13 protein-coding genes are annotated in these 14606 nt (G+C 72.2%); 2 read left to right on the top strand and 11 right to left on the bottom strand.

The features are described 5' to 3' along the window. Positions 1–110 precede the first annotated feature (110 nt). From Q3Y56_RS28675 to Q3Y56_RS28625, 11 genes are all read right to left on the bottom strand, one after another. Entirely contained in the window at positions 111–1208 is a 1098-nt protein-coding gene (locus tag Q3Y56_RS28675) for a polyprenyl synthetase family protein (protein ID WP_304464685.1), read from the bottom strand. Next, complete coding sequence (gene hpnE / locus Q3Y56_RS28670) at positions 1205–2698, bottom strand: hydroxysqualene dehydroxylase HpnE (protein WP_304464684.1); 1494 nt, start codon at positions 2696–2698, stop codon at positions 1205–1207. Before hpnE ends, Q3Y56_RS28675 begins: the two co-directional genes overlap by 4 nt. A gap of 76 nt (positions 2699–2774) precedes the next feature. Further along, positions 2775–3716 carry a presqualene diphosphate synthase HpnD gene (hpnD, locus tag Q3Y56_RS28665; RefSeq protein ID WP_304464683.1) on the bottom strand — a complete coding sequence of 314 codons (942 nt, stop codon included), beginning with the start codon at positions 3714–3716 and terminating at the stop codon, positions 2775–2777. Beyond that, positions 3713–4591, bottom strand: coding sequence for a squalene synthase HpnC (hpnC, locus tag Q3Y56_RS28660; protein WP_304465841.1), 879 nt, complete (start codon positions 4589–4591; stop codon positions 3713–3715). Before hpnC ends, hpnD begins: the two co-directional genes overlap by 4 nt. Positions 4592–5056: 465 nt before the next feature. Further along, on the bottom strand, positions 5057–5863 hold the full coding sequence (locus Q3Y56_RS28655; RefSeq protein WP_304464682.1) for an ABC transporter ATP-binding protein: 807 nt from the start codon (positions 5861–5863) through the stop codon (positions 5057–5059). Beyond that, the gene (locus tag Q3Y56_RS28650; protein WP_304464681.1) at positions 5856–6791 is read right to left on the bottom strand and encodes an ABC transporter permease; all 936 of its coding nucleotides are present in this window, start codon (positions 6789–6791) and stop codon (positions 5856–5858) included. Before Q3Y56_RS28650 ends, Q3Y56_RS28655 begins: the two co-directional genes overlap by 8 nt. Positions 6792–6869: 78 nt before the next feature. Next, entirely contained in the window at positions 6870–7751 is an 882-nt protein-coding gene (locus Q3Y56_RS28645; protein WP_304465840.1) for a glycosyltransferase family 2 protein, read from the bottom strand. Between the two features lie 11 nt (positions 7752–7762). Next, positions 7763–8542, bottom strand: a complete 780-nt coding sequence (locus tag Q3Y56_RS28640) for a CDP-alcohol phosphatidyltransferase family protein (RefSeq protein ID WP_304464680.1) — start codon at positions 8540–8542, stop codon at positions 7763–7765. Next, a complete protein-coding gene (locus tag Q3Y56_RS28635) occupies positions 8520–9581 on the bottom strand; it encodes an iron-containing alcohol dehydrogenase family protein (RefSeq protein WP_304464679.1) in 1062 nt (353 codons plus the stop codon). The genes Q3Y56_RS28640 and Q3Y56_RS28635 overlap by 23 nt, the downstream gene beginning before the upstream one ends. Continuing rightward, positions 9569–10312 carry a phosphocholine cytidylyltransferase family protein gene (locus Q3Y56_RS28630; RefSeq protein WP_304464678.1) on the bottom strand — a complete coding sequence of 248 codons (744 nt, stop codon included), beginning with the start codon at positions 10310–10312 and terminating at the stop codon, positions 9569–9571. Before Q3Y56_RS28630 ends, Q3Y56_RS28635 begins: the two co-directional genes overlap by 13 nt. Further along, positions 10309–12249 (bottom strand): DUF5941 domain-containing protein, encoded by a 1941-nt coding sequence (locus tag Q3Y56_RS28625; RefSeq protein WP_304465839.1) that lies wholly within the window; start codon positions 12247–12249, stop codon positions 10309–10311. Before Q3Y56_RS28625 ends, Q3Y56_RS28630 begins: the two co-directional genes overlap by 4 nt. 257 nt (positions 12250–12506) lie before the next feature. Here Q3Y56_RS28625 and galE point away from each other — a divergent pair, with 257 nt between their 5' ends. Both galE and Q3Y56_RS28615 read left to right on the top strand, forming a co-directional pair. Continuing rightward, entirely contained in the window at positions 12507–13493 is a 987-nt protein-coding gene (gene galE / locus Q3Y56_RS28620; protein ID WP_304464677.1) for a UDP-glucose 4-epimerase GalE, read from the top strand. Positions 13494–13644: 151 nt separating this feature from the next. After that, positions 13645–14562: a cation diffusion facilitator family transporter gene (locus Q3Y56_RS28615; protein WP_304464676.1), complete on the top strand. Its 918-nt coding sequence runs from the start codon at positions 13645–13647 to the stop codon at positions 14560–14562. Positions 14563–14606 lie beyond the last annotated feature (44 nt).

The following is a 14606-nucleotide window of genomic DNA, read 5'->3' as shown; positions in this document are numbered from 1 at the left end:
CCGCGGTGGAGGCCGGGCCGGGTGCCGGCCGGCGACTGCGAGCTATATGGAGTTGTCGGTGCGGGCGGACCCGACGGGGTGGCCGGTGTGCCCGGGGCGGGCGTCGGCGGTCATCTCTCTCGTACGACGACGAAGTCGGCGAGCGCCGCGAGCTGTCCGCGCACCCGGGCGGGCAGCTCCACCTCCGACAGGGCGGCGATCGCGGTCGCGTGCTGCCTGCGGGCCTCCTGCGAGGTCCACTCGCGTCCGCCCGCCCGTTCGATCATGGCCGCGCGGGTGGCGAACTCCGCCTCGTCGAAGTCCATGAACTCCGCGTCGGACTTCTGCGCGTCGGCCGAGAGCAGCTCCGCGAGCTGCTCGGAGGCCGGTCCGCCGGCGGCCAGCGCGGCGACGACCGGCAGGGACTTCTTGCGCTGCCGCAGGTCGCTCCAGGCCTGCTTGCCGGTGGCCCCGGGGTCGCCCCAGATGCCGAGCAGGTCGTCGATCGCCTGGAACGCGAGGCCGAGGTGGTAGCCGTACCGCTCCAGGGTGTCGGCGGTACGGTCGTCGGCGCCGCCCAGCACCGCGCCGATGGAGCAGGCGACGGCGATCAGCGCGCCGGTCTTGTTGCCCTCCATCTCCAGGCACTCCTCGACGGTGACCCGCTCGCGGTGCTCGTAGGAGATGTCCTGGGCCTGGCCGTCGATGAGCTTGCGGACCGCGGTGGTCAGCCGCCGGGTGGCCCGGCCCGCCTCCACGGTGCCCAGCTCCAGCAGCACCTCGTTGGCGAGGGCGGCCAGCGCGTCGCCGACGAGGATCGCCTGGGCCGGGCCGTAGAGCTTCCATACGGTGTCCCGGTGCCGGCGCTGCTCGTCGCCGTCCATGAGGTCGTCGTGCAGCAGGGAGAAGTTGTGGACGAGCTCGACCGCGACGGCGCCCGGGATGCCGACCTCGGCGCGGGCCCCGGCGCCCTCCGCGGAGAGCAGCGCCAGCGCGGGGCGCACGGCCTTGCCGCTGTCCCCGGCGGAGGGGCGGCCCTGGGCGTCGATCCAGCCGAAGTGGTAGGCGGCCACGGCGTCCATCGGCGGCGCCAGCCGGGCCACGGCGGCCCGCAGCACCGGGGTGGCAAGCATGCGGCCGCGCTCCAGCAGCGCGCTGACACCTTCGGTGTCGACAGCTGGGGTCACCGGGGTCACAAGCTCTCCTCTGTTCTGTGTCGTGCTGCTCATGCCGCTTCCTTGGGGGTCTCCTCGCGCAGGGCGGGGAGCGGGTTCTCATAGGGGCGGCCAAGGTGGGAGAGCGCCGCGTCCGCGGCCCGCAGGCCGCTGCGGACGGCGCTCTCCATGGTCGCCGGCCATCCGGTGGCGGTCCACGCTCCGGCCAGGCAGAGGCCGGGGGCGTTGGTGGTGGCGTGCGGCCGCAGCCGGCCGACGCCCGGAGCGGGGGCGAACGTCGCGGTGCGTTCGCGGGTGACGAAGAAGTCGCGGACGGCGGCACCGCGCGCGGCCGGCAGCAGCCGCCGCAGTTCGGGCAGGTAGCGGCTCCTCAGTTCGGCCACGGGCCGGTCGATGTCGTCCTGGGCGGCGGACTGGGACACGGCCAGGTACTGGCTCCCGGCGGCGTCGGGGTGGCGGCTGAGGCCGGAGGACTCCGTACGGTCGAAGACCCACTGCACCGGGCTGCCGATCGCCGCGAAGAACGGCCGGCGCAGCACCGGGCGGTCGTAGACGACGTGCAGGTTGAGGATCGGCGCGGTGCCGATCCGCAGCAGTCGGCCGGGGTCGTCCAGGGCCCCCTCGGGCAGCAGCCCGTGCGCCTCCCGCTGGGGTACGGCGAGGACGACCGCGTCGGCGTCCAGCCGGCCGCCGCCGTGCGGGCCGCTCTCGGTGGTGACGGTCCATCGGCCGTCGGGGGTACGGGTGAGCGAGGTCGCCCGGGTGCGCAGGGCGACCCGTACCCCCGCCTTGTCGAGGGCGGTGCGGGCCAGGGTGTCGTGCAGCTCGCCCAGCGGGACATGGGCCCAGCCGAGGTCGGCCGCGCCGGGTTCGGACAGCAGCCCCGTCTTGAAGACCATGGCGGCCAGGCCCAGCGAGGCGTGGGCGGCGGTGGCGTTGAGCGTGGCCACTCCGACCAGGTCCCACAGCGCCTCGACGGCGCGCGGCGACTGCCGTCGGGCGCGCAGCCAGGTGGCGAAGTCCACGCCGTCCAGCGCCGGGTCCATCGGGTCGAGTCCCCGGAGGGCGAGGGCGGCGCGGCCCGCCCTGACCCGTTCCGCCGGGGACAGGTGCGGATACGTGGCGAGGCTGGCGGCCAGGTGCAGCGGCACGGGCAGCCGGGTGCGCCGGATGCGGCCGAGCCGCAGGCCCTTGGGGTGGCCGGGGTCGAGCACCGGCACGTCCAGCGTCCCTTGCAGCGGGGCGAGCCGGGCGCCGTCGATCCGGCGGAGGAACCACTGGTAGGCGGTGCAGCAGCGCAGATAGACGTGCTGGCCGTTGTCGACGGTCAGCTCCCCCGCCGGGGACGGGCGGCGGAAGGAGAAAGCCAGTCCGCCGAGCCGGGGGCGCCCCTCCAGCAGGGTCACCGCCAGCCCCGCGTCGGCCAGCGCCAGGGCGGTGGCCGTGCCCGCGAGACCGCCGCCGACAACCACCGCGGCCGCCCCGTCGGGGCGGCCTGCCGCGTGGGTGCCCCGCCGCTCGGTGCGCGTGGTGCGGGACGTCATGTGCTCACCCCCTCGGGCGTGGTCGAGGACGCGGTGTCCGGTCGGTGGGTTGATCGCACGTGCATGTATGCCCGGATCATCGCGGCCGTCCCCTCGTGCCGCGCCGGGCGACCGCCAGCGCGTCCGCTCCCGACAGCCCGCGCACGGCGACGTACGCCTTCTCGCGGCCGGTGAGCGAGACGCGGCCGCGCAGGACGGCGGCGGGATCGCGGGCGATGCGCTCCAGGAGCCTGCGATAGATCCCGGCCATCGCCGCGACACACGCCCCACTGCGCCGATCGAGCATCGGCAGCAGTTGGAACCCCTCCTGGAACAGGGCTCTCGCCCGCCGGACCTCGAAGAGCACCAGGCCGGTGAAGTCGGCGCCGGGCGGGGGGACGGGGCTGTGAAAGGTCGGCGGACAGCTGAATTTGGCCAGGTCCTCGGCGGGCAGATAGGTGCGCCCGCTGCGGGAGTCCTCCCGAAGGTCCCTGAGGATATTGGTGAGTTGGAGGGCGAGGCCGAGGGTATCGGCGTACTCGGCGGCGCGCTCGGGGCGGCGTGCGCCCGGCACCGTGCCGAACACCCCCAGGGAGAGCCGCCCGATGGTGCCCGCCACGCACCGGCAGTACTCCACGAGCTCGTCCCAGGTGGCGTAGGTCCGCCCGGCGACGTCCATCAGCACCCCGTCGATCAGCTCGTCGAACGCGCCGAGCGGGATCGGGAAGCGGTGCGCGGCGTCCGCGAGGGCGACGGCGACCGGGTCGGTGTGGTCCTCCGCGACCCGGCCGTCCCTGATCAGGGCCAGCAGCGCGCCGGTGTCCGCGAGCCGCGCCCGCTTGGCGTCGGCGTCCAGCGCGCCGTCGCCGATGTCGTCGATGCGGCGGGCGAAGGCGTACAGCGCGGACACGGCGCGGCGCTTCTCGGCGGGCAGCAGTCTGATGCCGTAGGCGAAGTTGCGGGCCTGGGCACCGGTCACCGCCTCGCAGTAGCGGTACGCCGCGAGCACCGGCGGGGGCGTCGGTCGGGATCCGTTCACCGTCCGGCCCGCCCCTCTCGCCGCAGCGTCGCGGCGACCTCGCGCAGCAGGCCGCGCCTGGTGGGCTTGGGCGGTCCGGGGAGTACGTCGTGGCCCGCGGCGGCGATCGCGGCCAGCGCGGCCCGGCCGCCGGCCACGAACCCGGCGAGCAGCAGCCGGAGCCTGCCGTCCACGCTGCCGACCAGCGGCGCGCCCGCCGTCAACAGGCGCCCGGCGCGCTCCGCCTGATACGCGATCAGCGCCCGCAGCGGAGCGCCCGCGGTGCGCGCGGCCAGGTCGGCCTCGGTGACGCCGAAGCGCTCCATGTCGGCGGCGGGCAGGTAGATCCGGTCCCGGCCGAGGTCCTCGGCCACGTCCTGAAGGTGCTCGACGATCTGCAGCGCCGTGCAGATGGCGTCGGAGTGCCGGACCCGCTCGGGGCTGGTGGTCCCGGTGATGCCCAGGACGAGCCGGCCCACGGGGTTGGCGGACAGCTCGCAGTAGGCGACCAGGTCGTCGTACGTGGCGTAGCGCCGTACGTGCTGGTCCTGCCGGTTGGCCTCGATCAGGCCCAGGAAGGGCGCGGGGGTGAGGCCGTGGCGGCGGACCGTGGGGCGCAGGGCGTGCAGCAGCGGGTGACGTGGCCGCGGCCCGGAGTCGGCGAAGACCCGCCACAGATCGGTCTCGAAGGCGTCCAGCATCGCGAGCGGGTCGTCGGCCGCGGCCCGGTCCAGGCCGAGCAGCTCGGCGTCGGCGCCGCCCGGGGCGAGGTCGCCGTCACCGATGTCGTCGACCAGGCGGGCATAGCCGTAGACGGCCATGAGGTCGGTGCGCCACGCGCGCGGGACGAAGAAGGGAGCGACGGGGAAGTTCTCGTGCGCGGCCTTGTCCAGCACTGCCTGGGCATGCCCCTGCCGACCGGGCCGGCTCTGCGGCGTGGTAAGGGAAGCGATGCGCTCGTCCTCCGCGGTCACTGTGGACAGCCAGGCATATGGGCGAGGACCGCGCCTCCGCACGGGCCCCGGCGACCGGGCCCAGTGCGAGTCCTGGAGGTGGGCCGTCGTCTGGCCAATGCCGTCACATCCCCCGTTCTACACCGGCCAACAGGATCGGCACGAAGCGGACACGCCGCGCCGCCCCGTCAAGGGCGGGTGACCCCACGCCCCCGAACCGGTGACGGGGACATGCGTCGGGCATGGTCCAAATGGGCACCGATCCAGCTTACGCCTCGGACCGCACGAACGTGCGCAGGGACTTGTGTGCGAGTCCGGACACTCCCCCTACGGCCCGGGGGACCCCAAGGCCCCCGCCGGGTGTCCGGCAGGGGCCTTGGCATGCTCGCGGCGCTGGGCGGACGGGTGCTACTTGCCCGTCTCCTTCTCGTACGCCTTGATGACCTCGTCGGTCGGGCCGTCCATCAGCAGCTCGCCCTTCTCCAGCCACAGCACCCGGTCGCAGGTGTCCCTGATCGACTTGTTGTTGTGGCTGACAAGGAAGACGGTGCCCGCTTCCTTGCGCAGCTCCCGGATCCGGGCCTCGGAGCGCTTCTGGAACTTCCGGTCGCCGGTGGCCAGCGCCTCGTCGATCATCAGCACGTCGTGGTCCTTGGCGGCCGCGATGGAGAACCGCAGCCGGGCCGCCATGCCGGAGGAGTACGTGCGCATCGGCAGCGTGATGAAATTGCCCTTCTCGTTGATGCCCGAGAAGTCGACGATCTGGTCGTAGCGCTCGCGGATCTGCTCTCGCGACATGCCCATGGCGAGCCCGCCGAGGATCACGTTCCGCTCGCCGGTCAGGTCGTTCATCAGCGCGGCGTTCACGCCCAGCAGCGACGGCTGACCGTCGGTGTAGACGCTGCCGCTGTGCGTGGGCAGCAGCCCCGCCACCGCCTTGAGCAGGGTCGACTTGCCGGAGCCGTTGGAGCCGATCAGCCCGATCGACTCGCCCCGGTAGGCCACGAAGGTGACACCCCTGACCGCGTGCACCTCCGTCATGCCCGGCGTGCTCTTCCGACGGATCATGCGGTTCAGCGCGGCGGTGGCGCTGCCGCGGCCGCGGGCGCCGCCGTTGACCTTGTACACGATGTGCACATCGTCGGCGATGACGGTGGGGATGCGTCCGCCGTCGGCGGCCCTGTCCCGGTTCTGTGCGACGTTCTGCTCAGCCACGGCCGTACTGCTCCTCTGCCTTCCAGAAGTACACGAAGCCGCCGATGCCGGCGAGCAGGGCCCAGCCGAGCGCCAGCGCCCACACATGGTGGGGCAGGTGGTCGTACGTGTAGCCGTCGATCAGGGCGAAGCGCATCAGGTCCATGTAGACGGCGGCCGGGTTGGCCAGCATGAGGTCGGCGACCCAGCTGTGGGCGCCCGCCTTCCTCAGCATGTGCTCCAGCGGGAACATCACGCCGGACGCGTACATCCACGTCCGCAGAACGAACGGCATGAGCTGGGCGAGGTCCGGGGTCTTGCTGCCCAGCCGGGCCATGACCATCGCCACGCCGGTGTTGAAGACGAACTGCAGCGCGAGGATCGGGATGACCAGCAGCCAGGCGAAGTCCGGGAAGTGCCCGAAGCCCAGCAGCAGGACGACCAGGACGATCATCGAGAACAGCAGCTGCTGGAGCTGCTGGAGCGAGAAGGAGATGGGGAGCGAGGCCCGCGGGAAGTGCAGGGCCCGCACCAGCCCGAGATTTCCGGAGATCGCACGCACCCCGGCGAGGGTGGAGCTCTGGGTGAACGTGAAGACGAACACACCCGTCACCAGGAACGGGATGTACTGGTCGTTCTCCATGCCACCCCGGCCGCCCAGCAGCAGGCCGAAGATGAAGAAGTACACCGCCGCGTTCAGCAGCGGCGTCGCCACCTGCCACAGCTGGCCGAGCTTGGCCTGGCTGTACTGCGCGGTGAGCTTGGCCTGCGAGAAGGCCAGGATGAAGTGCCGCCGGCCCCACAGCTGCTGGACGTACTCCTTGAGTCCCACTCGGGCACCGCTGACCTCCAGCCCGTACTTGCGCGCCAGCTCGGCGGGGGTCAGGCCGTCGTCGGGGGATGGCGGGGCACTCATGGCGACCGCACTGTCGTGCGTAGTCTCGCTCACAGTTGACACTTTCGTCCTCAGGGTGCGCTGCCGGGGCCGTGCCCCGGATCGCGCCCGATGCTCTCAGATCCGAGCTTGTCAGATGACAGGAGGTCGGCCCAGTCGGGTCAGGCGCCATACCGTACGCCACTTCATGGGGCGGCGGGGCCCGCACGGAGTCTTCCAGCCTTCGCGGAATCCGCCGAACCAGGCCCGCAGCCCGGCCTTGGACGGCTTGCGCGCGAGCGTGAGCAGCAGCCACACACCGAGATAGACCGGTACGAGCAGAGCGGGCAGATTGCGCCGGGCCAGCCAGACCCGGTTCCGGGCGACCATGCGGTGGTAGACCGCGTGCCGGCTGGGGGCGACGGCCGGGTGGTTCAGGACCATGTCTGACCGGTAATCGATCATCCAGCCCGCGTCCAGCGCCCGCCAGGCGAGGTCGGTCTCCTCGTGTGCGTAGAAGAAGTCGTCCGGCAACCCGCCGACCTGCGCGAAGACGCTGGTACGGGCCGCGTTGGCGCCGCCGAGGAAGGTGGTGACGCGCGAGGAGCGCATCGGGTCCGAGGCCCGCAGCCGCGGCACGTGGCGGCGCTGGGTGGTGCCGGTCTCGGGGTCGACGATACGGAAGCTGATGATGCCCAGCGTCGGGTCCGCCGCGAAGGCCTGGCGGCACAGCTCGGCGGTGTCCGGGTTGGGCAGCAGTCCGTCGTCGTCGAGGAAGAGCAGGATGTCGACATCGCTCCCTCCCGGTCCGAACGCCTCGATCCCGGCGTTGCGGCCCGCCGGGATGCCCACGTTCTCGGGCAGCTCGACGGTCCGCACGGTCAGCCCGGGGACGTCGTACTCGGGCAGCGGCGAGCCGTTGCCGACGAGCACGACCTCGATCGGGTCGCCGTCCTGTTTGGCGACCGACTCCAGCAGCGCGCGCAGCTCGGCGGGGCGGTTGCCCATGGTGAGCACCACCGCGCCGACCTTCATCGTGGCCGCGTTCACTTGAGCCTGCTCGACGCGAGGATGGACACGAGGTGAAGCAGGGTTTGCAGGACGGCGATGCCGGCCAGCACGGCCACGCCCAGGCGCGAGAAGAAGAGGTCGTCCCGGATCTGGTCCAGCACCGCCAGGACCACGATCAGCAGCGAGGCCTCGATGCCGAGGATGAGCCGGTGGAACTTCAGCGCCGCGGCGGCCTTGCGGGCCAGTGCCACCCCGGACGAGCGCGGCTCGGCCGCCGCCTCCTGCACCGGCGGCAGCCCGCCCTGGTGCCGGGCGACGCCGACCAGGTCGGTCTCGGCCTTGATCACGACGGCGCCGAGCGCGGCCAGCGTGCCCAGGAAGGCCCACAGCCACTCGGGCGAGCCGTCGCCCCACAGGTCGGCGGCGCGCAGACCGAAGCCGACCAGCACCGCGAGGTCGCACAGGTACGCGCCGACCCGGTCCAGGTAGACACCGGCGAGCGAGTACTGCTTCTTCCAGCGGGCGACCTCGCCGTCGACGCAGTCGAGCAGGAGGTAGAGCTGGACCATCAGCACGCCGAGCAGCGCCCCGGCGATCCCCGGCAGCAGCAGGGCCGGCAGCGCCAGGACACCGGCGAGGGTCATCAGATAGGTCAGCTGGTTGGGCGTGACCCGCGTGTTCACCAGGTGCCGGGTGATGCGCAGCGAGAGCTCGCGCATGTAGAGCCGGCCGGCCCAGTGCTCACCGCTCCGCCGGTCCTTCACCCCCGGGGGGTGAACGACCGGGCGGAGTTCAGCTACCGATGGTTTTTGCATAGTCGGCGTATGCGTCCCTGATCGCGTCGGTGGAGAGGTTCAGGTGTTCGAGGATGGTGTAGCGGCCGGGCCGGGTCTGCGGCGCGAACTCCACCGCCTTGACGAACTCGTCCTCGTTGAAGCCGATGTCGGTCGGCAGGACGGGCAGCCCGTGCCGGCGCAGCACCTCGACCATCTGGCCGCAGGTCTCCTTGTCCCCGCGCAGGTGGGTGGCGAAGGCCGCGCCCAGGCCGCACTGCTCGCCGTGGCTGGCCGCCCGCTTGGGGTAGAGGAGGTCGAAGGCGTGGTTGATCTCGTGGCAGGCGCCGGAGGCGGGGCGGGAGTCGCCCGCGACGGACATCGAGATGCCGGTGAGGACCAGGCCCTCGGCCAGCACCTGGAGGAAGCTGTCCTCGCCCACGCCGCCGGGGTGGCGCAGCACGGCCTCGCCGCACTGGCGGGCCATGGCGGCGGCCAGTCCGTCGATCGCCTCGCCGGTCTCCTTGTGGGAGAGCTCCCAGTCGGCCACGGCGGAGATGTTGGAGATGACGTCGCCGATGCCGGACCGCACGAAGCGGATCGGGGCCTCGCGGATGATGTCCAGGTCGATCACGACCGCGATCGGGTTGGGCACCCCGTACGAGCCCCGGCCGGCGTCGTTGTCGAGCGTGGCGACCGGCGAGCAGAGGCCGTCGTGCGAGAGGTTCGTGGCGACGGCGACCAGCGGGAGGCCGATCCGCGCCGCGGCGAACTTCGCGCAGTCGATGATCTTGCCGCCGCCCATGCCGACCACCGCGTCGTAGTGGCCCTTCTTCATGGCGTCGGCGAGCTTGATCGCGTCGTCCAGGGTGCCGCCGCCGACCTCGTACCAGGACGCGCCGGGCAGCGCGGGCGCCAGCCGCTCGCGCAGCTTGGCGCCCGAGCCGCCGCTGATGGCGATGGCGAGCTTGCCGGAGGCGGAGATCCGCTGGTCGGCCAGGAGACCCGCGAGGTCGTCCAGCGCGCCCGGGGAGATGTCGACGACGACGGGCGAGGGGATGAGCCGGGTCAGTACCGGCATGCGATCTCCCGGCCCTTGGCGAGGTCGTCGTGGTTGTCGATCTCGACCCACGAGACGTCGCCGATCGGCGCGATGTCGACCTTGAAGCCGTCGTTGACGAGCTGCTGGTAGCCGTCCTCGTAGTACAGGTCGGGGTCGCGCTCGAAGGTGGTCTTCAGGGCCTCGGCGAGCTCGGCGGCCGCCGCCTGCTCGATGAGCGTGACGCCGATGTACTCACCGGTGGCCTCGGCCGGGTCCATCAGCTTGGTGATGCGCTGGACGCCCTTCTCGGGGTCCACGATGACCTTCATCTCCTCGTCGGCGAGGTTCTTCACCGTGTCGAGGGCGAGGATGATCTTCTGGCCGTTGCCGCGGGCGGCGAGCAGGGTCTTCTCGACGGAGACCGGGTGCACGGTGTCGCCGTTGGCGAGGATCACGCCGTCGGCGGCGGCGATGACGTCACGGGCGCACCACAGGGAGTAGGCGTTGTTCCACTCCTCGGCCTTGTCGTTGTCGACGAGGGTGAGCTTGAGGCCGTACTTCTGCTCCAGGGCCTCCTTGCGCGCGTACACGGCCTCCTTGCGGTAGCCGACGACGATCGCGACCTCGGTCAGGCCGATCTCCGCGAAGTTGCCGAGGGTCAGGTCGAGGACGGTCGTCTCGCCGTCCACGGGCACCAGGGCCTTGGGCAGAGTGTCGGTGTAGGGACGCAGACGCCGTCCGGCGCCGGCGGCCAGCACGAGGCCGATCATGCGGGTTCTCCTGATTCGTCGTGTACGGCGGGTGCACCCCGTTTATGGGCGGCCACCCAGAAGCGGATGCTCTCGCTGAGCACCGCCAGCGCCAGCGCGCCCGCGAGGGCCGTCAGCGCAAAAGTGAAACCTTGGTTCTGCCAGAGAGCGGCGGCGGCCGCGACGGCCAGTGTCCGCCCCTCATGCCCGCCGATCACCCGCACCAGCCAGTGCGGGGGCGCGCCGGTGCCACCGCGGATGCGGTACACCGTGTCGTAGTGATGGTAGGCGACGGCCGCCACCAGTCCGAAAGCCGCGGGCAAGGCCCCGTTCACGTCCGATTTGGCGGCCAGGACCAGGACGGTGCCGTATTCGGCGGCCCGGAAGAACGGCGGTACGAGCCAGTCGAGGGGGCCCTTGAGGGGCCGGGCGACCGCGAGACCGGCGGCCAGCGCGTAGCCGAGGGCGGCCAGCAGCGGCCACGGGCCGCCGAAGGGTGTGAAGGCCGCCACAGCGACCATCGCGGCCCCGCCGAGCAGGGCCACGGCCGGGGCGGCGAAGCCGGGCAGCGCGCGGGCCGGGTTCTTGAAGGCCGCGGCGAAGCCTTCGGCGAGCGGCCCGGAGTCGGCGAGGTCCGCGAGCGCGGCCGCGGCCCGGTCGGTCCGGTGCGCCTTCCGCGTCAGGGAGCGCAGCACGCGGCCCGCGGTGGTGTAGCAGGCGGCCAGCGCGCAGCCGATGAGCAGCGCGTACAGCGTGATGCGGGGCGTGGTACACGCGGTGAGCACGGCGATCATCGCCCAGCGCTCGCCGATGGGCAGCACGATCATGCGGCGCGCCCAGACCGTCCAGCCGACGCTGTCGAGCCGGTCGGAGAGGGCGGCGGTGGGGCTGGTGTTGCCGGTGGCGTCGTGGTTGGCCTCGTTGAAGGAGAAGTCGACGACGTGCCGGCAGGTCTGGAGCACCATCGCGCCGAGCGCCAGCGCCCATACGTCGTCTCCGTCGGCGTTGGCGGCGCCGATCGCGAGGCCCGCGTAGTACGCGTACTCCTTGGCGCGGTCGAAGGTGGCATCGAGCCAGGCGCCGAGGGTGGAGTACTGCAGCGAGTAGCGGGCGAGCTGCCCGTCGGTGCAGTCCAGCACGAAGGAGGCGATCAGCAGGACGCCGGCCGCGACGAACCCGGGGCGGGTGCCGGTGGCGGCGCAGGCGGCGGCGATCAGCGCGGTGAGGAGGGAGGCGGTGGTGACGTGGTTGGGGGTGAGGCCGCGGCGGGCGCACCAGCGGGCGATGTAGCGGGAGTACGGGCTGATGAAGAAGGTGGTGAAGAACCCGTCGCGGGACTTCACGGCGCTGCGCAGCCGGACGGATTCGTCGTCGACGGCAGCGATGTCGGCCCGCGCGCTTGCCCTGTCCTGCGGGTCCGTGGGCACGGCGGCGACGAGCACACCGAGCTCGGGCCGGTGCACGCTGACGCCTGCGGCGTCCAGCTCATGGGCCAGCACATCCGGCACCGGTTGTGGGCAATCGTTCCGCAGGGCGGAACGGGTGGGCACAACCGGCCCACCGGGCTGCACACGCGTACGAGACGGGACAGCTCCGGCGGGGGTAGGCGCATCGTCGCCGGGTGCGGGTGCGGTTGTGCCCACCCGTTCCGCCCCAGCGGCACGAATGCCCACAACCGCCTCGGTGAGCGCCGCACGGGCTTCCGGCTGCGCCGTCATCGCGCCCGGGACCGCGGCCGCCGGGAAACGCGGGTCGGTCAGGGCAAGCCGCAGCGCGTGCACGTGGCCGAGAAAACGGGTGTCGACGACCGCGACCCGCTCCCCCGCCGGCACGGCGGCCAGCTCCGTCGCTACCTCGGCGGCGTCAGCCGCCATACGCACGTCGAACCCCAGCGACCGAAGGTCGTCCTCGAGAGACGAGCCGACGACCGGCGGACCGGTGAGAATGGCGGTCGACAGACGAACTCACTCCTTGGCATCTGGCATGGCGGCCAGACCCGGCCACGGCGGTCCGGGCAGCGGGCGGCATGTGCCACACGGCCCTGCGCGGGCGGCGGCATGTCGGCAGAGGCTATCGGATGGACGGAAGCATCCGTTCACCGCACATTCACCGCCCGATCGGGTGACCGACGGTTCACGCCTTGCCGCGATCATCATGGTGGATCGGCGCTCCCCCGACAAACGCCCTCCTTGCGGCACGTGGATAGGGTGCCGTCATGACATGGCTGATCACCGGCGGTGCCGGATATATCGGGGCACATGTAGTAAGGGCGATGGCGGAGGCCGGCGAGAGCGTGGCAGTGCTGGACGATCTGTCCAGCGGTGTCACCGAGCGGCTGCCGGCCGGCGTCCCCCTGGTGACCGGCTCCACACTCGACCGCGAGCTGCTGGACGCGACGTTCGCCGACCTCGGCGTGACGGGGGTGGTGCATCTCGCGGCCGCCAAGCAGGTCGGGGAGTCCGTCGAGCAGCCGCTGCGCTACTACCGCGAGAACGTGCACGGGCTGACCGTGCTGCTGGAGGCGGTCGCCGCGGCCGGGATCGGCAGCTTCGTGTTCTCGTCCTCCGCGGCCGTCTACGGGAGTCCGGACGCGGATCCGGTCACGGAGGAGACCCCCTGCCACCCGGTGAACCCGTACGGCGAGACCAAGCTGGCGGGCGAGTGGCTGGTCCGGGCCACCGGTGCGGCGCACGGGATCTCCACGGCCTGTCTGCGCTACTTCAACGTGGCGGGTGCGGCGCGGCCCGAGCTGGCCGACACCGGGGTGTTCAACCTCGTCCCGATGATGTTCGAGCGGATCACCCACGGGGAGTCCCCGCGGATCTTCGGCACCGACTACCCGACCCCGGACGGCACCTGCGTCCGCGACTACATCCATGTCGAGGACCTGGCCTCCGCGCATCTCGCGGTGGCCCGCCGGCTGGCCGGGCAGCGCGGCGCGGGCGACCTGACGGTGAACATCGGCACCGGCCAGGGCGTCTCGGTACGCGAGATGGCGGATCTGATCCTTGAGATCACCGGGCGTACGGAGCTGACGCCGGTGGTGGAGCCGCGCCGGGCGGGCGACCCGCCGCGGGTCGTCGGCTCGACCGAGCTGATCGGCAAGGAGCTGGGCTGGACCGCCCGGCACGACGTGCGGTCCATGGTGGAGTCGGCGTGGGAGGGCTGGTGCCTGCGCCATCCGGAGGCGCGTCGCGGCTGACCCGGGTTACCCGCCGTGGTGGCCCGCCCGGACCGGCGCCCCGCCGTAGTTCACTGGGATCACAGGCGTTCCCGTCACAGGCGTTCCCGGTGACGGGAACCCCTGTGAACGGGAGGCCCCGTGAGCGGGGCTACCGGTGACGGGAGGAGCTATGGGCACGGGCCACGGTCACGGCCACGGCACGGCGACGGCCGCCCACCAGTGGCGGCTGCGGTGCGCCCTGGGCATCACCCTGGCGGTGATGGCGGTGGAGATCGCCGGTGGCGTCGTGGCCGACTCGCTGGCGCTGCTGGCGGACGCCGGGCACATGGCGACCGACGCGCTCGGTCTGGCGATGGCGCTACTGGCGGTCCACTTCGCCAACCGGCCGCCGAGCGCGCGCCGCACCTACGGCTACGCCCGCGCCGAGATCCTGGCCGCGCTGGGGAACTGCCTGCTGCTGTTCGGGGTCGGCGGCTACATCCTCGTCGAGGCGGTGCGCCGGCTCGCCTCCCCCGCCGGCACCGAGGGCGGGCTGACCCTCGTCTTCGGTGCGATCGGCCTTGCCGCGAACGCCGTGTCGCTGGCCCTGCTGCTGCCCGGGCAGCAGGACAGCCTGAACGTACGGGGCGCCTTCCTGGAGGTGCTGGCCGACGCGCTGGGCTCGGTCGCCGTCCTGATCTCGGCCGGAATCATCCTGGCGACGGGCTGGCAGGCGGCCGACCCGGTGGCCTCGGTGCTGATCGCGCTGATGATCGTCCCGCGGACCTGGAAGCTGCTGCGGGAGACACTGAACGTGCTGCTGGAGGCGGCGCCCAAGGATGTGGACATGGCGGAGGTGCGGGCCCACATCCTCTCCGTCGACGGGGTGGAGGACCTGCACGACCTGCACGTATGGACGATCACCTCGGGAATGCCGGTGCTGTCCGCGCATGTGGTGGTCAGCCCGCGAATGCTGGACGCGGCCGGACACGAGCGGATGCTGCACGACCTGCAGGGCTGTCTGGGTGAGCATTTCGACGTCACCCATTGCACGTTCCAGTTGGAGCCCGGTGGACATGCGGAGCACGAGGCCAGATCCTGCCGGTAGCCGGGCAGGATTGCGTCAGACTTGGTGATTCCGGACCGACGACG

The sequence above is a fragment of the Streptomyces sp. XD-27 genome (genome assembly GCF_030553055.1).
Classification (GTDB): domain Bacteria; phylum Actinomycetota; class Actinomycetes; order Streptomycetales; family Streptomycetaceae; genus Streptomyces.
The sequence above is the reverse complement of the archived record's forward strand: the minus strand, read 5'-3'. Positions and strand labels throughout refer to the sequence as shown.